Consider the following 16,589-nt stretch of genomic DNA (forward strand, 5'->3'; position numbering starts at 1 on the left):
ACCGCACGCGGGAACCCGCCGGTCGCCTCTGCCATTTACGCTTCGCAAACGGGATCAGCCCTGTTTGCGCGCATCCTGCCAGGCGCGCGGCCCGTTCAGAAACGACTCAACCTCGCCCAGAGTCGCGCCGTCGAACGCCCCGGACGCACGCGCCTCTTTCAGCACATCCCACCAGGTGCACAGGGAATGCAACGCGACCCCGTGATCGGCCAGCCGCTGCTCGGTCTCCGGGAAGATCCCGTAGTGGAAGATCACCGCCGTATGGGCGCAGCTCGCCCCGGTCTCGCGGATCGCATCGACAAAGCCGAGCTTCGAGCCGCCGTCGGTAGTCAGATCCTCGACCAGCAGCACCCGCTCGCCTTCCCGCATGACCCCTTCGATCCGCGCGTTGCGGCCATAGCCCTTGGGCTTCTTGCGCACATAAGTCATCGGCAGCGCCAGCCGCTCGGCCACCATGGCGCCAAACGGAATGCCCGCGGTTTCGCCGCCGGCGACATTGTCGAACGCCTCGAACCCGGCCTCGCGCATTATCGTTACCGCCATGAAATCCATCAACGCCGACCGGATCCGCGGATAGGAGATCAGCTTGCGGCAGTCGATATACGTGGGGGAAGGCAGCCCCGAGGCCAGCGTGAAGGGTTCATCCGCATTGAAATGCACCGCCTGTATCTCCAGCAGCATCCGGGCGGTCAGTCGGGCTATCTCTGTTTTTTCGGGAAAGGAGGAGGGGATCATGTCATCACCGTCTTGTTCGTCATCTTTCCGGAAATATCCCCGCCGGAGGCAAGAAAACCTCTGGCGCGCCCGAAAGATTCCATGCCTCCGGCGGGGATATTTGGGGAAAGATGAAGCTGGGTTTTCATCAGGAGGACACGCGCCAGTGCAGCGGGAAGCCCGGGTCGAAGAGTGTCACGGGCCCCGCGCCGGTGTCGATCTTGGCGGGATAGGTCACCGGCGCGCCCTTTGTCAGGGTGAGCGTGGCGTCGTTCGGCGGCAGCCCGTAGAAGGCGGGGCCGTGCAGCGAGGTGAAGCCTTCGAGCCTGTCCAGCGCGTTCTGGACGTCGAACACCTCTGCCAGGCAGGACAGGGTGTTGCTGGCCGAGAAGACGCCGGCGCAGCCGCAGGCGCTTTCTTTGGCCGGATCGGCATGGGGGGCGCTGTCCGTGCCCAGGAAGAACCGCGCGTCGCCCGAGGTGGCGGCCCGCACCAGCGCGACGCGGTGGGCTTCGCGTTTGGCGACCGGCAGGCAGTAGTAGTGCGGCTTGATCCCGCCGACCAGGATGTGATTGCGGTTGATGATCAGGTGGTGCGTGGTGATCGTCGCGCCCAGGTTTCCGTTGGCGGATTGCACATAGTCCACCCCGTCGGCGGTGGTGATATGTTCCATCACCACTTTCAGCCCCGGTGTGGCACGGCGGAGCGGGTCGAGGACGCGGTCGATGAACACGGCTTCGCGGTCGAAGATATCCACCGTGGGGTTCGTCACCTCGCCATGCACGCAGAGCGGCAGGCCGATCTGCGCCATTTTCTCGAGCACGGGGCGAATCCTGTCGAAATCCGTAACCCCCGAGGCGGAGTTGGTGGTGGCCCCCGCCGGGTAGAGCTTGACCGCCGTGATCAGGCCGCTGGCATGGGCGGCGGCGACATCCGCCGGGTCGGTGTCTTCGGTCAGGTAGAGCGTCATCAGCGGGGTGAAATCCGCGCCCTCGGGCAGGGCCGTCAGAATCCGCTCGCGATAGGCGGCGGCCTGTGCGCCGGTTACCACCGGTGGCACCAGATTTGGCATGATGATGGCGCGGCCGAAATGGCGGGCGGTTTCGGGCAGCACGCCCTGCAGCATCGCGCCGTCGCGCAGGTGCAGGTGCCAGTCATCGGGGCGGCGGAGTGTCAGCGTCTGTGTCATGGCCCCGGCGTTACACAATTGGCGGCGTGCTTTCCAGTGGCATTCGGGTGGGGCGGCCGGGAATGCCCCCGTGCGGATGCCCGGGAATTCAGCGTTTGCGATGAAAGAAGGGGCGGCGAGGGCGAAAATCGGGCATTGCTGCAGTGCGGCGAAGTGCTATGCTGGGCGTGACGCGTAAAGTGGATATGAAGAGGCCATGTTGGACGGCGCGGACCCAGTTACAGTCATGCAGCGCACACGCGGGCGGGCGGCCGTCACGCTTGCGGCGGCGCCGGGTGGGGCGCGTCTGACGCATCTGCATCAGTCCGGTTCGGCCAAGGCGATGCTTCCGCGCATCCACACGCCCCGGCCCGAGGTTGTTTTTCTGAACACGGCGGGGGGGCTGACCGGCGGCGACCGGATGAGTTTCGCGCTGACGCTGGCCCCCGGCGCCAGCGCCACGGCGACCACCCAGACGGCCGAGCGGGCCTATGCCTCGTCGGGCGGGGTGGCGGAGCTGGCCATCGATATGCGGGTGGGCGCGGGCGGCGCGCTGGACTGGCTGCCGCAGGAGACGATTCTGTTCGAGGGCTCGGCCCTGTCGCGCCGAACCGTGATCGCGCTGGAGGGTGACGCGCGGCTGCTGATGCTGGAAACCGTGGTTCTGGGCCGGATCGCGATGGGCGAGACCCTGACATCGGCCTATCTGCATGACAGCCGCAGCGTGACGCGCGATGGCCGGCCCGTGTTGATGGAGCCGCTGCGCCTGACCGCCGAAACCCTGCGCCGTGGCGGCGCGTCGGCGGGTCTTCGCGGGGCGCGGGCGATCGCGACGCTTGCACTTGTGGCGCCGGGGGCGGAAGATGCTCTGGGGCCGTTGCGCGCGGCCTTTCCCGGCGACGGGGTGGAGGCTGCGGCATCGGCCTGGAACGGAAAATGCGTGGCGCGGTTCATGGGCTCGGATGCGGCCCTGTTGCGCCGGGCGCTGGTGCGGGCGATCACGACACTCAGGGGCGGCCCGCTGCCCCGGGTCTGGCAGATATGAGGAGACGGCATGAACCTGACGCCGCGTGAGAAAGACAAGCTTCTGGTCAGCCTGGCGGCAATGGTCGCGCGCGGACGGCTGGCGCGGGGGGTGAAGCTGAACCACCCCGAGGCGATTGCGCTGATCACCGATTACGTGGTCGAGGGCGCGCGCGACGGCCGCGCCGTGTCGGAGCTGATGGAGGATGGCGCCCATGTGGTGGCTGCCGCCCAGTGCATGCCGGGCATTCCCGAAATGATTCACGAGGTGCAGGTCGAGGCGACATTCCCCGACGGCACCAAACTTGTCACCGTTCACCACCCGATCCGCTGAGGAGACGCCGATGAAGACATTCTTTCTGACTGCAGCCACCCTTTTTGCCGCAACCCCTTTGCTGGCCCACGACGGGATGCATCTGCACCCGCATGGCATTGATGCGGCGACGCTGATCCTCGGGGCCTCGCTGGTCGCGGGGGGCGTGGTGGCCGTGGTGATCCGGGCGCGCAAATGATCCCCGGTGAGATTTTCACGAAATCAGGGGATATCACCCTGAACGAAGGCAGGGAGGCCATAAGGCTCACCGTTTCCAATACCGGCGACAGGCCGGTTCAGGTGGGCAGTCACTATCATTTCGCCGAAACCAACAGCGCGTTGGAGTTCGACCGGGACGCGGCGCGTGGCATGCGGCTTGATATCGCCGCCGGCACCGCCGTTCGGTTCGAACCCGGCCAGACCCGCGACGTGGCGCTTGTGCCGCTGGCCGGGGCGCGGCGCGTGTTCGGCTTCAACCAAAAGGTCATGGGCGATCTGGACGCCTGACCGGAAAGGAAATTGATTATGGTTTGTGTTGCTCCTGCAGGATTTACCAACCCGTATACCGAGATTTTGAAGTTCTGGGCCAAGGGCGTGGAGATGCAGATGGCCGCCGTGAGTTCGTGGTGCGATTTTGCGTTCCGCCTGAACCCGCTGTTGTCCGCCTATTCGGTGGATGAACTGGCGGCGCCCCATGCAGCGCCAGAACCGGCACCGGCTGCAACGATCGCACCGGCGCCCGCACCCGCCGCAGATGTCGCTCCTGCGCCCGCGTCGGCCGCGAAGGTCGCGCCGGAGCCGGAGGCGCCGACGCCCGCGCCGAAAAAGCCTGCCGCGCGGCGCAAGCCTGCCGCGAAGCCGGCGGCCGCGGCAACGGTGGAAACGCCCGGACCCGCCGCCGAAGCGCCCGAAACGCCGGAGACGAAACCGGCCCCCACGCCCAGAAAGCCCACGTCGCAGGCCGCCGGGACGGCCGAAGCGGTAACAACCAAGGCGGTCGAAGCACCGGAACCGCCCAAGCCGGCCAAGAAGGCCGCGCCGCGCCGCGCGACCGCGTCGGCCGCCGCTGATCCCGACAAGCCCGCCCCGCGCCGCCGCCGCAAGGCGCCCTCCAAACCCAGCCAGCCTTTTGAGGAATAGGCCGGGTGATGGTGAATTCTCCCTCTCTCCTTGATCTGTGGCGTGTTCAACTGGAGCTTTGGCACCTGTCGATCGAGGCGCAGATGGTTGTCACCATGCGGCTTCTTGGCATGGCGGGGGTCTGGTCTGTCACCTCGTCCGAAACCGAACGGATGTTCGGTGAAAAGCTGCCCGCCTTCACCAACGCCGCCTTTGCCGCCAGCCGGTCTGCCTGGAAGGGCGAGCGGCCCGACCAGATACTGGTGGCCGCGATCCGGCCGATCCGGGGCAAGACCTATGCCAACTCGCGCCGCCTGTCGCGGCGCGGGTTGCGGTACTGAGCGCGGGCGACGATGCGGGAGGGGTGTTCGATAGCTGCGCCACCACATGGCCGGTCGGCGCGCACGGGCGCTGCGACGGCACCGCCTGTGCTGGCCCCGTTTCATCGCGCATGACACATTGAGCCTGCCCATCTCCTGACGTTCGAAAGGTTTCTCCCATGCCCGCAAAAATCTCCCGCGCCGCCTATGCCGACATGTATGGCCCCACCACCGGCGACCGGCTGCGCCTTGCCGATACCGATCTTGTCATAGAGGTTGAGAAAGACCTGACAACCTACGGGGAAGAGGTGAAATTCGGCGGCGGCAAGGTGATCCGTGACGGGATGGGGCAAAGCCAGGTCACGCGCGCGGGCGGTGCCGTGGACACGGTAATCACCAATGCACTGATCCTGGATTACACCGGGATCTACAAGGCCGACGTGGGGCTGAAAGACGGGCGTATCCACAAGATCGGCAAGGCGGGCAACCCCGACACCCAGCCCGGCGTGGATATCATCATCGGCCCCGGCACCGAGGCGATCGCGGGCGAGGGCAAGATCCTGACCGCCGGCGGGTTTGACAGCCATATCCACTTCATCTGCCCGCAGCAGGTGGACGACGCGCTGCATTCGGGCCTGACCACCATGCTGGGCGGCGGCACCGGGCCTGCGCATGGCACTTTGGCCACCACCTGCACGCCGGGTCCGTGGCATCTGGGGCGGATGCTTCAGGCGCTGGATGGCCTGCCGATGAATTTCGGCCTGTCGGGCAAGGGCAACGCCAGCCAGCCCGCCGCTCTGGTGGAGATGATCAGGGCCGGCGCCTGCGCGATGAAGCTGCACGAGGATTGGGGCACCACGCCGGGCGCCATTGATTGCTGCCTGTCGGTGGCCGACGACATGGATGTGCAGGTGATGATCCACACCGACACGCTGAACGAAAGCGGTTTTGTCGAAAACACCATCGCCGCCCTCAAGGGGCGCACCATCCATGCCTTCCACACCGAAGGCGCGGGCGGTGGCCACGCGCCCGACATCATCAAGATCTGCGGCGAGGCGCATGTGATCCCGTCCTCGACCAACCCGACACGCCCCTATACGGTGAACACGCTGGAAGAGCATCTGGATATGCTCATGGTCTGCCACCACCTCGACAAGGCGATCCCCGAGGATGTGGCCTTTGCCGAATCCCGCATCCGCAAGGAAACCATCGCCGCCGAGGATATCCTGCATGACATGGGCGCGTTCTCGATCATCGCGTCCGACAGTCAGGCCATGGGCCGGATCGGCGAGGTGATCATTCGCACCTGGCAGACCGCCCACAAGATGAAGGTGCAGCGCGGGCGGCTGGCCGAGGAGGCGGGCGAGAACGACAATGTCCGCGTCAAGCGCTATGTGGCGAAATACACGATCAACCCGGCCATCACCCACGGCATGTCGGCCCATATCGGCAGCATCGAAGAGGGCAAGCGCGCCGATCTGGTGCTCTGGTCGCCCGCGTTTTTCGGCGTGAAGACCGAGATGGTGCTGATCGGCGGCACCATTGCCGTGGCGCAGATGGGCGATCCCAACGCCTCCATCCCGACGCCGCAACCGGTGTACACGCGGCCGATGTTCGGCGCGCTGGGCCGTTCCTTGGAGAACTCGTCGGTCAGCTTCGTGTCGGCGGCGGCTCAGGCCGACGGGATCGGCGCGGCGCTGGGGCTGCGCAAGCAGACCGTCGCGGTGGAAAACACCCGCAATATCGGCAAGGCCGACATGGTGATGAACGCCTTGACCCCAACGATCGAAGTGAACCCCGAAACCTATGAGGTGCGCGCCAATGGCGAGTTGCTGACTTGCGAGCCGGCCAGCGAACTGCCCATGGCGCAGCGGTATTTCATGTTCTGAAAACGCGCGGCCCGGTTGCCGGGCCTCCGGGGCGTCAGGTGCAATGCTGCATTGCAGAATTTGCGATGGAAATGTCCATGGGGCTGACCTATTCTCGGGGCAAGGGAGGAAACCTTGTAGAGCAGACAGGAGTTTCCAAATGGCACTGACAAACACAGCGCAAAGCGCAACGCATATTTCCTTCTCCGCCCCTTTCGCGGCTTTCGGCCGGGCCGTGGTGCGGATGGCCGAACGCCACCCGTGCATGCGGCAGATCGAAAAGCTCAACAACACGAGCGACGAAGAACTGGCCGCCCGTGGCCTGACCCGCGATGACGTGGTGCGCCATATTTTCCGCGAGCGTTTCTATATCTGAGCGGATTCGGCTTTTCCCGGAGTTTCCCGCCGCCTATGCTGTTCTGACACTTCATACGAGATACGAGCAGAGCGGATAATGGCGGCGGAAACAGTTTGCGCATATGAAATCGCCCGGCGCGGGCAGTGGTCCGGCCCGGCCGAAACGGTCACCCTCAGCTATGATGACCGGTTCCTGCGGCGCAAGCGGCTGACCTCCGATGACGGCACCGTCTTTCGTGTCGATCTGCCGGAGGTCACGAATCTCGAGGCGGGCGATGCCCTGATCCTGACGGATGGCCGCAAGATCGCCATCGCCGCCGCCGACGAAGCCCTGCTGCAGGTCACCGGCCCCGGCCTGACCCGGCTGGCCTGGCATATCGGCAACCGCCACACCCCCTGCCAGATCGCGGAAGATTGCCTGCTGATCCGGCACGACCATGTGCTGGCCGACATGCTGGCGGGGCTTGGTGCCACGCTCATGCCTGTCACCGCGCCCTTCACGCCCGAGGGCGGCGCCTATGGTCATGGCCGCACGATGGGCCATTCGCACGGGCCGGAAGACCACGATCAAGACCACGATCACGGCGATCATCACGACCATTCCCACGCATGAACCCGGATCTTCTGACCCTGACGCAATGGCTTTCCCCGGCCTTTCCGGTTGGCGGCTTTGCCTATTCGCACGGGTTGGAACAGGTGATCGCGGCGGGCGAGGTGACGGATGCCGCCGGGCTGCGGGCCTGGCTGCGCGTGGTGCTGGAGGAAGGCGCGGGCGCGGCGGATGCAACGCTTTTGTGCCTGGCGATGAAGGGCGGCGATCTGGCCGATGTGGCGCGGGCGCTGGCCCCGTCGCGCGAGCGGCTGGAAGAGGCCGAAGCCCAGGGCGCGGCCTTTGTCGCCACGGTGAACGGCATCTACGGTGAAGAACTGGAGCCGGCACCGCTGCCGGTGGCGGTGGGGATCGCCGCGCGCCGCCTGTCGCTGTCGGCGCCGCAGGTCGCGGCGCTTTACCTGCATGGCTTCGCCTCGAACCTGGTGTCGGCCGCTGTGCGCTTCGTTCCGCTGGGCCAGACAGAGGGGCAGCGCGTGTTGCAGGCCCTGCATGCCCCCATCACCGCGATTGCCGCCCGCGCCGCCGACGCTACGCTCGATGATATCGGCACCGCCGCGCTTGGGGCCGATCTGGCGGCCATGCGGCACGAGACAATGGATGTGAGGATATTCAAGACATGACCAGCCCGAACGGCCCCCTGCGCATCGGCATCGGCGGCCCGGTGGGCGCCGGGAAAACCACGCTGACCGAACAGCTTTGCCGGGCGCTTTCGCCGAAATACTCCGTCGCTGTCATCACCAATGACATTTATACCGCCGAGGATGCAGAATATCTGATGCGGGTTCAGGCCCTGCCGTCAGAACGGATCAAAGGCGTCGAAACCGGCGGCTGCCCGCATACCGCGATCCGCGAGGATGCGTCGATCAACCTGGCCGCCGTGGCCGCCTTCCGGCGTGAACTGCCCGATCTGGATGTGATCCTGATCGAAAGCGGCGGCGACAATCTGGCCGCGACCTTCAGCCCGGAACTGGCCGACCTGACGCTTTACGTCATCGATACCGCCGCCGGGCAGGACATTCCGCGCAAACGGGGGCCGGGCATCACCCGCTCGGATCTGCTGATCATCAACAAGACCGATCTGGCGCCCTATGTGGGGGTGGACCCGGTGCTGCTGGAAAGCGATGCGCGCGCGGCGCGTGGCGCCCGGCCGTTCGTGATGGCGGCGCTGAAATCCGGCAAGGGCGTGGATGAGATCGTCAGCTTTGTCGTGGCGGAAGCAGGGCTCTGAGCGGCAGTTCGCCGCCGTTTCCGTCTTCCCAATAGGCGCCGTTCGGGGTGGCCTCGTTCACGCCGAGATCCTTGAGCCGCCTGCGAAACCGCGGCGCGCGCATCCGTTCGGTGACATTGCGGCACAGGTAGACCATCAGCAGATCGCGCTCCGCCGCCTCGAGCCGCTCGAGAAGCCGCCGCAGATAGGGCGCGTAATCGCGCCGCGCGCGATAGAGGCGGTGGAACACGTGATCGTTCAGCTTGCCCTCGCAGGCGGCGTCGATCAGCTCTGACAGCACGCCCATGCGCAGCAGGTCGGCCTCGATCTCGGGGCCGAGCCAGGGGCAACGCAGACGCGAGACATTGGCCTTGCGGAACATGGCCGCATGTTTGGCATCAAGATCGCAGTCGGGGTCGAACAGGATATAGGCGCGCTCTGCCGCGTCGAGCATGTCGGGGGCAAAGGCGTAGCGGCTGGAGAAATCGGCCCGGCGCTGGTTCGGGAAGCGGCGGTCCCAGCCGGCGGTGCGCGGCTCCAGCGTGGCCTGGGGCGCGATGGCGATCACCGTGGCCCCTGGGGCGGCAACCGAATAGGCGGCGGCGGCATAGCCGCACGGACCGGTGCCGAAAAACACCACCCTGTCGAACCCGTCGAAAAAGCCATCGTCGGTCAGCCGGTCGAAATAGGCGAAGACCTCGGGGTCGCGGAACCATGTGTCGCCATTGCTGACCAGCGACAGGTAGGACCAGCCGGCCTCTTCCGCCAGCGATAGGGGCAGCGGCAGCTTTTCGGGCCTTGTGCGGGCGGTGGCGGCGTTTTCGAAACCCACCAGCAGCGTGGGTGCGCCTTCCTGGAAAAACGCGGCGTGATGCGCGCCCAGCCGCGTGGTGGAAACAGCGCCTTCCGCCGTCTCCGGAAAATGCGCATACCACCCATTTTCCCCGGTCTGCCCGGATTGTTCCGATTCAGCTTCCATCGCGGTTTTTTCCATTTCGGTAGCGTCGGCGTCGCTGCCCCGCGGCGCGCCTTATCTGGTGTAGCTATCCGAATTTGCCTTCGCAATGGGGCAGAACTTCGATGCCCGTATGGGGAATTTATGCGGCCGCCGCGGGGCTATTGTTCACGATTTCGCGCCCGGTTCGCAAAATGCGTCAGGAAGCGGGCCGCCTGCAGCGGGACGGGGCGCGCCGGCGGGGTCAGCAGCAGCCGGCCGAACAGGGCGCGATAGGGTTCTTGCTCCATCAGCGCTTCGAATCGCGCCTTGCGCCAGCGCACGGCGTCGCGGTGCAGCCGGGCAAGCGCGTCGTCCGCCTTCAGGGCGGCCAGGGCAGTCTCGCGGGCAGGGGCGGTGGCCGCGATCGTCAGATCTTCTTCCGCCGCGAAATTCCGCTCTGCCCAGTAATCCATGCCCAGCCTGTCGCCGCCATGCACGGCGCGGCCACGGTCGCATTTCACGATGTAGCTTTCCATCGCGCCGAGCGGATAGTGGTTGAGCTGCACCAGCGCGGTGTTGGACTGGCCCATGTTGGAGAAGATGCGCTGACGGTTGAATTTCTCTGGGAGTTCGCGGCCTTCGCCGTCAAACCAGACCGTCTGCCCGATCCTACTGGCATCCGGGCTGCGCGGGCGGTGGACGCCGAGTTTGCCGTAGGTGCCATCGTTGCGGTAGAGCGTCTTGAACATGGTCGCGCGCCACGGCCAATAGATGACGGCGGGCGCGGCGCGGGTGAATTGCCCCGTCACCGGGCGGTCATCGTAGCGCACGACGCCGCCATTGCCGAACAGCCGCCAAGTCAGCGTGATCGCCGTCGCGCGGGGCAGGGCGGCCAACAGCGCGGGCAGCGTGTGATCGCCCACGTGGATGTTCACGAATTCATCCACATCCAGCGGCAGGATCCAGTCGGCCTGCCGCACCAGCGGATGCCGGTCCGCCTGTTTCAGCGCCGCCCATTGCACACCGCCCTCATGCGGGCCGTCATTGCGCAGATGGGTCAGATGGCCCAACCTCTGCAACCGGTCCAGAATCGCGTCGGTGCCGTCGTCGCAATCGTTTGAAAATACTAGAAAATCGGTAAACCCCACCGCCTTGTGATGGGCCAGCCATTCCAGCAGGAAGGCACCTTCGTTGCGAACGGTCAGAACGGCAAGGGCGCGCATCCGCCGCTACCAGCCCTTGCGGAAGGTCACGACCTTTGCATTCGACATGCGCGGGTAATAGGTCAGCCCGCCCGCCTGCATCGCATCGAACACCCCCTGCACGCCGGCCTGCCCGATCCATTGCGGGTGCAGCTCGACAATGGCGCAGCGCAGCCCCGACAGATCGATCAGCGGCAGCAGATCGGCCTCGGCCCCTTCGATATCACAGACCAGAACGCTCGGCGATATCTCGTCGAACACGGCCTGGGCGTTGCGGATGTCGATCTCTTCTTCCGCGATCACGCCGCCATGGGCGTCTTCCAGATTGTCTGCCAGCGAAGAGGCCACGAAATCGCCGCGCACATAGAACTTGGCCCGGCCGTCGGCGGCCCCGAGGATCGCGTTGTGAACCGTCACGCCTTCGACCCCGTTCGCCGCATGCACCGCGTGGATATAGGGGATCATGCGCGGGTTCGCCTCGAACGCATGCACGGTTTTCACGCCCAGCTTTTTCGTCAGCAGGGTAGACATATAGCCCATCCCGGCGCCCAGTTCGATCACCGTGTCATCGGCCTTGACCACGCGCAGCACCGCTTCGCTTTCCTTGTGTTCGTAGTGATCGTCACGCATCAGCCGGCGCCGTTTGCGGGTGATGATCTGCGGATCATAGGGAAAGCGAAGCCCGCGGGTGCGGATGAATTTCGGCAAGGTCGGGGCGTCTTTCATGTCAGTTGTCCACTTCCAGCGCCAGGGCGAAGGCCACCCGCTCCAGCTCGGTCAGTTTGGTGGCGAGGGCCTGATCGTAGAGTTCGCGGAACTCGGGCGTGGCCTGCAGGTCGGCGGCCTTGGCCGTGTGCCAGGCCACGGCCGCCGCATGTAGCCGCGCCAGTTCGGGGTCGGCCATCAACCGGGCCAGCGTGGCCCGCGTGCGGGGGATGTTGCGCTTGATCGTCACGTCGCGGTAATCGCCCCAATCCATCCGCACCCAGTAGTTCAGCCCGATCGACCGATCCACATGCAGCGCGCGGCCGCGCTGCCGCTTGATCAGAAAGCTCTCGGCGGAGCGAAGGGCATAGTGGTTCAGTTGCAAAAGGTCGTAGCCGATGGATTTCTTCGACGACCGCCAGCCGTTGTCCAGCACATCGTCGACCATCGGCAGGCCCGACCCGTTGACCCATTTCACCTTGTCGCGGAATGCGTCGGACAGTTTGTTGGGCCTGTGGCAGCTGATCTTTTCATAGGCGCCGATGTTGCGGAACATGGTCTTGAAGCCCCAGGCCGTGTGCGGCTTGGGCAGGTATTTCGGGGCGCATGTGTCGAACTGGTCGATCACCAGATCGTCGCGGAATTCCTGAATGCCGTTATGTCCGAACAGCCGCCAGGTCATGGCCACGTTGGTGGCATCCGGCACGCGGGCAAGGAAATCGGCCAGGGTGCCGTTGCCGCAGCGCACGTTCATGAACTCGTCCACGTCGATATGGATGATCCATTCGGCGTTTCGGATCACATCTTCCTTCAGCGATTTGTTCAGCGCGTGCTGTTGGGGCGAGTTGCCCTTCCATTCATCGTTGTTGCGGTGCTGAACCACGCCAAGCGCCTGCAGGCGATCCAGAATTTCGCTGGTGCCATCCTCGCAGCCATTGGTGTAGATCAGGAAATTATCCACCCCGATGGCGCGGTGATAGGCGACCCATTCCAGGATGTAGGGCGCCTCGTTCTTCATGCAGCCGACGATCACGTTGCCGCTGTTGCCGGGGGGCAGTTCGCGCTGCAGCACCTCGGCGAAGGCGGCGGCCAGCGCCTCTTCGTTCACGCTGCCGATCTTGTTATGCGGCGCGAAGGGGCCGCCGCGCAGCTTTTTGACATTGGCCTTGGCGCTGTCGGGCATGATCTTTTCGGCAACCGGCGAAAGCCGGTCGGCGGGCGGTTTGGCCGCCGGCGCGGCATCGGCCGGGGCCTGACCGGCGGCAGTCTGCTTGCGGAACCGTTTTTCCTGACGGGTCGCCTTTTCGATCCGGGGCAGGAAGGCGGCGACATATTGGGTGGCGCGAAAGCCGAACCCGGGGTCGGCCTCGTGCCAGTCGGGCAGGGCCGGGTCGGGGTGCAGGGCGGGCCCGGCCAGCGCCGGATGCGCCTTGGCAAGCCGCGCGTTCGACGCGGCGAAGCAGGCCGAGACGGCAGACAGGCTGCCCGGCGCGATCGGGGCGCCAGGCACCGCGATCTCGTCCATCAGCCGGCGCCAGAGCTTGCGCGGGATGAATTTGCCCTTGTCCAGAAGCGCGCCGAGAACCGTGTTCAGCAACCGGGCCCGCGCCAGCCATGCGGCCGAGGGCGGGGGCGCCAGCGCCGCCGCCCTGGTCTTGCCGATATTCTGGGGCAGATCGAAGGCGGCGCAGATTTCCCGGGTCAGATCCTCGCTGGCGAAGAGCGCGGGATCATAGGGGCGCAGGGTAAGCGTGCCCGCCCCGAACACCTCCTCCCAACGGGTCTGAAGCGCGGCATAGTCCAGCCAGAACGGCGGCGCCTGAATTTCGGGGAAGCGGTTGCGGTCGGGTTCCACCGCGCCCCAATGCTCAAGACAGCCCGCGCGCCAGTCGGCACCGGACCGTGCCAGCGCCAGTTCGGCCTCAAGCGCGGCGGTGCGGCCGGAAAACAGCTGATCGGCATAGTGGCGGGCCAGAACGCGGGCCTGTTCATCCACATGGGCGACGACGCGGATATCGTCGGAAAAAGGGGTGAGCAGGGCGCGCAGCCGCTCCAGATCACTTTTGCGGGTCAGGGACCCGGCCAGTTGCGAGGCGGACAGGATCAGCGTATCGGGCTGCACCCGGTCAACCTCGGTGCGCAGTTCGGCGCTGAACGCCTCGCGCAGCGCCGCCTGATCCTGAGGCGTGGCATAGCCACGCGCGGCGCGCAGAGGGTCGGGGTGATCGGGGTCGGTGACGGCCATGAACAGCCGGGTGTGGTTCTTGCGCCCCGGCGAACCGGGATAGAGCACGCCCTTGCCCGCCAGTTGATCGCGCTTGTCGCTCAGGGTGGCCTGAATGCGGGGGGCGCCGCAGGTCTCGGTGCCTATGTGCAGGTGGATCCGCATCAGCGCTGCGCCCCTTCGGCCTGTTTGCGGGGGTTGGCGTTGGCTACGCCCCACCAGGGCAGGCCGATCCCGAGGAAGGCCGCGACCTGTTCAGGGGCGGCGCTGTCTTCCATGTCATATTCCAGAAAGTCGGGGTCGTTGCCGAACACCCGGCGGCAAAAGGCGTAATGCCCTTCGATCCAGCGGATGCGCTGGGCATCCGTGGCGCCAAAGCCGGCGGGCAGGCCGGGCACCGCGTTTTCGGGCAGGCGGGTGCGGCCCATGTTGGACCAGCGCCCCATGCTGTCGGACAGTTTCACCGGGTCGCGATAGGTCAGCACGAATTTCGCGCCGGGGTGATGTGCGCGGATCGCCGCAAGCAGGCCCCAATCGGTCTGGGGCCACAGGTTCAGCCCGTTGCGCACCACGTCGATCTCGGTGAAGGCGTCGAATTCGGCCATCTCGGCCAGCGGGTCGCCGGTTTCGAAATAAGCGTCATACATCAGCTTGCCGACAAAGCGCCGGTTGATACGGTCGCCGGTGCTCTGGCCCGCGCGGATGCGCCAGTCGGCCACCCGCAGCCCGGCACGCTTCAGCGCCTCGCCCAGCGTTGTGGTGCCCGATTTCGGCAGGCCCAGGTTGATGACCTTCAGCGCGCTCATGCCGCGAGCATCGCCATCAGCGCCTCTTCCTGCGGGCAGATCTTCGGTGCCCGCTGCAACTGTGCGCGCAGCGCCTGATAGGCCGGGCTTTGCATCAGCCGGTCCCGCGCGGCGCGATGGGCGGCGACGCTGGCGTCATGCAGCGCCGCGATCTCGGGGTCCGATTTCAGCGCGGCGATCCCGGCTTCCAGCTTCGGCAGATGCCGCAGGATCGAACGGTCTTCATGGCTGTCATCGTTGCGTTCGCGCCAATAGGTATCGTCGAAGGCGCGGTTGTCGCGGTTCACGTCGCCGCGGTCATTCTTGACCAGATAGCTGTCGAGCGAGCGCAGCGCATAGTGGTTCAGCGTGGCAAAGCGGCGCGCCCCGTGCGCCTTGAAATCGCGGATCGGCTGTTTTGCGGGGGCAAGATAGAATTTCTCGGGCACCGGGCGGCCTGAGCCGTCGGTCCATTTCGGGCGCTTCTTCTCGGGCAGGGTGGGGCGCAGGTAGGGGCGGTGGGCGCCGTAGAAATGCACCGGGAAATCGCCCCGCACCAGGGATTTGGTCTCGATCTCGAGCGTGTCACACCAGATATCGGGGTTGTGCGAGCGAAGGAACTGGGTGATGACCGGCCTGTCTTCATAGGCCGCAACCCCGCAATTGGCGAAGAACTGGAAATTCAGCGAAATCGCCTGAGGGTCGCCGCAGGCGCTGGCCAGTTCCGGGATCGTGCCATCGCCCACATGGATGTTCAGAAACTCGTCCACATCGGCGATCCAGACCCAATCGGCCTCGCGCGCGATAGGCTGCTGGCGGGCGTGGCGCAGCGCCTCCATCTGATAGTTGCGGCCCTGGGCGGGGTTCGCCAGGTGCTGAACCAGTCCGCGCCGGGCCAGCGCATTCAGCAGGGTGTCGGTGCCATCGGTGCAGTCGTTGGAATAGAACAGGTGATCGGTGACCCCGATCATCCGGTTGAAGGCGATCCATTCCAGCAGGAACGGCCCCTCGTTCTTGACGCAGGTAACGGCGGTTATGCGCATGGGCGCACCTCTGGCCGCAACGGCCCGCTGGAACTCATATCGACTGCCCGTCCGTCTGTTGCGCGGTTTCGCCCGCTTGTCACGGAATTCTTACCGTATATGTGCCAAATCCGGGCGAATCCGTCAATTGCGCATGGCTCAGGACCGGCTCATCGTGGCGGTCAGCGCGCCCATGCCCACCAGCGCGCCGCCACCGGCGCGGTTCATCCACTGCAGAACCGACGGGCGGCGGATGCGGGCGCGCAGCCTGTCGGCCAGAAGCGCATAGATCAGCGCGTTCAATGCCGCCAGCGAGACGAAAGTGGCGATCAGGATGCCGAATTGCGGGGCAAGGGCGGCTTCGGGGCGGAGGAACTGCGGCACGAAGGCGATGAAAAAGGCGATGGATTTCGGGTTCAGCGCCGTTACCGCCGCCGCATGGCCAAAGATCGCGCGCGCCGGTTTGCGTTCGGGCGACAGATCGTCGGGCATCAGCGCCGGGCGGCTGCGCAGCAGCTTGACACCCAGATAGACCAGATAGACCGCGCCCACCCATTTCAGCACCGTGAACACCATGGCCGAGGCCAGGACCAGCGCGCCAAGCCCGGCCAGAGAGGCCGACATCGCGATGAAATCCCCCAGGGCCACCCCCAGCGCCATGGCCACGGCCACCCGGCGCCCCTGCGTCAGCGCGTAGGACATCACGAGCAGGATGGTCGGGCCGGGGATGATCAGCAAGACGGTCGAGGCGGCAACGAAGGCCAGCCACAGGTCAAAGGGCATCGGTTCGTTCCTGTCCGGGGCGCTCATCGGGTTTGCGGGCCCGGCGGGCGCAGGCGCCTGTCAGGGTGGATGAGCGGCGGGTTGAAAAACGCCGGCTCCCCGGTTGCGCGCACCCCCCGCAACCGGTGCGCGCCTTTCACGGGGCCCTCATATCTAGCCATGATTTTCCGCCGTGTCTCGGTTTGAATCAACTTTTTCGTCTTGTCAGGGCCGCGCTTTTTCGGCGCGA

At 65.8% G+C, this 16,589-nt stretch carries 20 protein-coding genes; 11 read left to right on the forward strand and 9 right to left on the reverse strand.

The window, feature by feature from the left end:
- Positions 1–54: 54 nt before the first annotated feature.
- Positions 55–735, reverse strand: a complete 681-nt coding sequence (locus tag TQ29_RS06550; RefSeq protein ID WP_054538497.1) for an orotate phosphoribosyltransferase — start codon at positions 733–735, stop codon at positions 55–57.
- 127 nt (positions 736–862) lie between these two features.
- Positions 863–1,903: a dihydroorotase gene (pyrC, locus tag TQ29_RS06555; protein WP_054538498.1), complete on the reverse strand. Its 1,041-nt coding sequence runs from the start codon at positions 1,901–1,903 to the stop codon at positions 863–865.
- A gap of 199 nt (positions 1,904–2,102) precedes the next feature.
- Between pyrC and TQ29_RS06560 the strand changes: the two genes are divergently transcribed.
- The 11 genes from TQ29_RS06560 to ureG all read left to right on the forward strand — a co-directional run bounded on the left by TQ29_RS06560 (position 2,103) and on the right by ureG (position 8,723).
- Positions 2,103–2,927, forward strand: coding sequence for an urease accessory protein UreD (locus tag TQ29_RS06560; RefSeq protein WP_173585977.1), 825 nt, complete (start codon positions 2,103–2,105; stop codon positions 2,925–2,927).
- Between the two features lie 9 nt (positions 2,928–2,936).
- Positions 2,937–3,239, forward strand: a complete 303-nt coding sequence (locus tag TQ29_RS06565; protein ID WP_037208850.1) for an urease subunit gamma — start codon at positions 2,937–2,939, stop codon at positions 3,237–3,239.
- 10 nt (positions 3,240–3,249) lie between these two features.
- Positions 3,250–3,417, forward strand: a complete 168-nt coding sequence (locus TQ29_RS20605; RefSeq protein ID WP_157445529.1) for a peptidase M23 — start codon at positions 3,250–3,252, stop codon at positions 3,415–3,417.
- The gene (locus TQ29_RS06570) at positions 3,414–3,725 is read left to right on the forward strand and encodes an urease subunit beta (RefSeq protein ID WP_037208852.1); all 312 of its coding nucleotides are present in this window, start codon (positions 3,414–3,416) and stop codon (positions 3,723–3,725) included. Before TQ29_RS20605 ends, TQ29_RS06570 begins: the two co-directional genes overlap by 4 nt.
- A gap of 93 nt (positions 3,726–3,818) precedes the next feature.
- On the forward strand, positions 3,819–4,358 hold the full coding sequence (locus TQ29_RS20925; RefSeq protein WP_157445530.1) for a hypothetical protein: 540 nt from the start codon (positions 3,819–3,821) through the stop codon (positions 4,356–4,358).
- Positions 4,359–4,366: 8 nt separating this feature from the next.
- Positions 4,367–4,678, forward strand: coding sequence for a hypothetical protein (locus TQ29_RS06580; protein WP_054538501.1), 312 nt, complete (start codon positions 4,367–4,369; stop codon positions 4,676–4,678).
- 158 nt (positions 4,679–4,836) lie between these two features.
- On the forward strand, positions 4,837–6,546 hold the full coding sequence (gene ureC, locus TQ29_RS06585; protein ID WP_054538502.1) for an urease subunit alpha: 1,710 nt from the start codon (positions 4,837–4,839) through the stop codon (positions 6,544–6,546).
- Between the two features lie 139 nt (positions 6,547–6,685).
- Entirely contained in the window at positions 6,686–6,901 is a 216-nt protein-coding gene (locus TQ29_RS06590; protein ID WP_037208383.1) for a hypothetical protein, read from the forward strand.
- Between the two features lie 78 nt (positions 6,902–6,979).
- Complete coding sequence (locus TQ29_RS06595; RefSeq protein ID WP_054538503.1) at positions 6,980–7,495, forward strand: urease accessory protein UreE; 516 nt, start codon at positions 6,980–6,982, stop codon at positions 7,493–7,495.
- Positions 7,492–8,115 (forward strand): urease accessory protein UreF, encoded by a 624-nt coding sequence (locus tag TQ29_RS06600; protein WP_054538504.1) that lies wholly within the window; start codon positions 7,492–7,494, stop codon positions 8,113–8,115. Before TQ29_RS06595 ends, TQ29_RS06600 begins: the two co-directional genes overlap by 4 nt.
- The gene (gene ureG, locus TQ29_RS06605; RefSeq protein ID WP_054538505.1) at positions 8,112–8,723 is read left to right on the forward strand and encodes an urease accessory protein UreG; all 612 of its coding nucleotides are present in this window, start codon (positions 8,112–8,114) and stop codon (positions 8,721–8,723) included. The genes TQ29_RS06600 and ureG overlap by 4 nt, the downstream gene beginning before the upstream one ends.
- On the opposite strand, the gene TQ29_RS06610 is transcribed toward ureG, so the two are convergent.
- From TQ29_RS06610 to TQ29_RS06640, 7 genes are all read right to left on the reverse strand, one after another.
- Positions 8,692–9,681 carry a phosphoadenosine phosphosulfate reductase gene (locus TQ29_RS06610; RefSeq protein WP_157445532.1) on the reverse strand — a complete coding sequence of 330 codons (990 nt, stop codon included), beginning with the start codon at positions 9,679–9,681 and terminating at the stop codon, positions 8,692–8,694. The genes ureG and TQ29_RS06610 overlap by 32 nt on opposite strands.
- Before the next feature lie 137 nt (positions 9,682–9,818).
- The gene (locus TQ29_RS06615; RefSeq protein ID WP_054538507.1) at positions 9,819–10,862 is read right to left on the reverse strand and encodes a glycosyltransferase family 2 protein; all 1,044 of its coding nucleotides are present in this window, start codon (positions 10,860–10,862) and stop codon (positions 9,819–9,821) included.
- Between the two features lie 6 nt (positions 10,863–10,868).
- Positions 10,869–11,567: an FkbM family methyltransferase gene (locus TQ29_RS06620; protein WP_054538508.1), complete on the reverse strand. Its 699-nt coding sequence runs from the start codon at positions 11,565–11,567 to the stop codon at positions 10,869–10,871.
- A 1-nt stretch (position 11,568) separates the two neighbouring features.
- Positions 11,569–13,935, reverse strand: a complete 2,367-nt coding sequence (locus TQ29_RS06625; RefSeq protein WP_054538509.1) for a glycosyltransferase family 2 protein — start codon at positions 13,933–13,935, stop codon at positions 11,569–11,571.
- Positions 13,935–14,576, reverse strand: a complete 642-nt coding sequence (locus tag TQ29_RS06630; protein ID WP_054538510.1) for a sulfotransferase — start codon at positions 14,574–14,576, stop codon at positions 13,935–13,937. Before TQ29_RS06630 ends, TQ29_RS06625 begins: the two co-directional genes overlap by 1 nt.
- Positions 14,573–15,598, reverse strand: a complete 1,026-nt coding sequence (locus TQ29_RS06635; protein ID WP_054538511.1) for a glycosyltransferase family 2 protein — start codon at positions 15,596–15,598, stop codon at positions 14,573–14,575. Before TQ29_RS06635 ends, TQ29_RS06630 begins: the two co-directional genes overlap by 4 nt.
- Before the next feature lie 138 nt (positions 15,599–15,736).
- The gene (locus tag TQ29_RS06640; RefSeq protein ID WP_054538512.1) at positions 15,737–16,360 is read right to left on the reverse strand and encodes a LysE family translocator; all 624 of its coding nucleotides are present in this window, start codon (positions 16,358–16,360) and stop codon (positions 15,737–15,739) included.
- Positions 16,361–16,589 lie beyond the last annotated feature (229 nt).

Origin of the sequence: Actibacterium sp. EMB200-NS6 (assembly GCF_001305615.1) — a bacterium.
GTDB lineage: Bacteria > Pseudomonadota > Alphaproteobacteria > Rhodobacterales > Rhodobacteraceae > Actibacterium_A > Actibacterium_A naphthalenivorans.

Coding starts and splice junctions, on each gene's coding strand:
- TQ29_RS06550 (WP_054538497.1), bottom strand. CDS start 735: ATGATCCCCTCCTCCTTTCCCGAAAAAACAGAGATAGCCCGACTGACC.
- TQ29_RS20925 (WP_157445530.1), top strand. CDS start 3,819: ATGCAGATGGCCGCCGTGAGTTCGTGGTGCGATTTTGCGTTCCGCCTG.
- TQ29_RS06620 (WP_054538508.1), bottom strand. CDS start 11,567: ATGAAAGACGCCCCGACCTTGCCGAAATTCATCCGCACCCGCGGGCTT.
- TQ29_RS06595 (WP_054538503.1), top strand. CDS start 6,980: ATGGCGGCGGAAACAGTTTGCGCATATGAAATCGCCCGGCGCGGGCAG.
- pyrC (WP_054538498.1), bottom strand. CDS start 1,903: ATGACACAGACGCTGACACTCCGCCGCCCCGATGACTGGCACCTGCAC.
- TQ29_RS06640 (WP_054538512.1), bottom strand. CDS start 16,360: ATGCCCTTTGACCTGTGGCTGGCCTTCGTTGCCGCCTCGACCGTCTTG.
- ureG (WP_054538505.1), top strand. CDS start 8,112: ATGACCAGCCCGAACGGCCCCCTGCGCATCGGCATCGGCGGCCCGGTG.
- TQ29_RS06580 (WP_054538501.1), top strand. CDS start 4,367: ATGGTGAATTCTCCCTCTCTCCTTGATCTGTGGCGTGTTCAACTGGAG.
- ureC (WP_054538502.1), top strand. CDS start 4,837: ATGCCCGCAAAAATCTCCCGCGCCGCCTATGCCGACATGTATGGCCCC.
- TQ29_RS06590 (WP_037208383.1), top strand. CDS start 6,686: ATGGCACTGACAAACACAGCGCAAAGCGCAACGCATATTTCCTTCTCC.
- TQ29_RS06600 (WP_054538504.1), top strand. CDS start 7,492: ATGAACCCGGATCTTCTGACCCTGACGCAATGGCTTTCCCCGGCCTTT.
- TQ29_RS06615 (WP_054538507.1), bottom strand. CDS start 10,862: ATGCGCGCCCTTGCCGTTCTGACCGTTCGCAACGAAGGTGCCTTCCTG.
- TQ29_RS06625 (WP_054538509.1), bottom strand. CDS start 13,935: ATGCGGATCCACCTGCACATAGGCACCGAGACCTGCGGCGCCCCCCGC.
- TQ29_RS06630 (WP_054538510.1), bottom strand. CDS start 14,576: ATGAGCGCGCTGAAGGTCATCAACCTGGGCCTGCCGAAATCGGGCACC.
- TQ29_RS06610 (WP_157445532.1), bottom strand. CDS start 9,681: ATGGAAGCTGAATCGGAACAATCCGGGCAGACCGGGGAAAATGGGTGG.
- TQ29_RS06635 (WP_054538511.1), bottom strand. CDS start 15,598: ATGCGCATAACCGCCGTTACCTGCGTCAAGAACGAGGGGCCGTTCCTG.
- TQ29_RS06565 (WP_037208850.1), top strand. CDS start 2,937: ATGAACCTGACGCCGCGTGAGAAAGACAAGCTTCTGGTCAGCCTGGCG.
- TQ29_RS06570 (WP_037208852.1), top strand. CDS start 3,414: ATGATCCCCGGTGAGATTTTCACGAAATCAGGGGATATCACCCTGAAC.
- TQ29_RS20605 (WP_157445529.1), top strand. CDS start 3,250: ATGAAGACATTCTTTCTGACTGCAGCCACCCTTTTTGCCGCAACCCCT.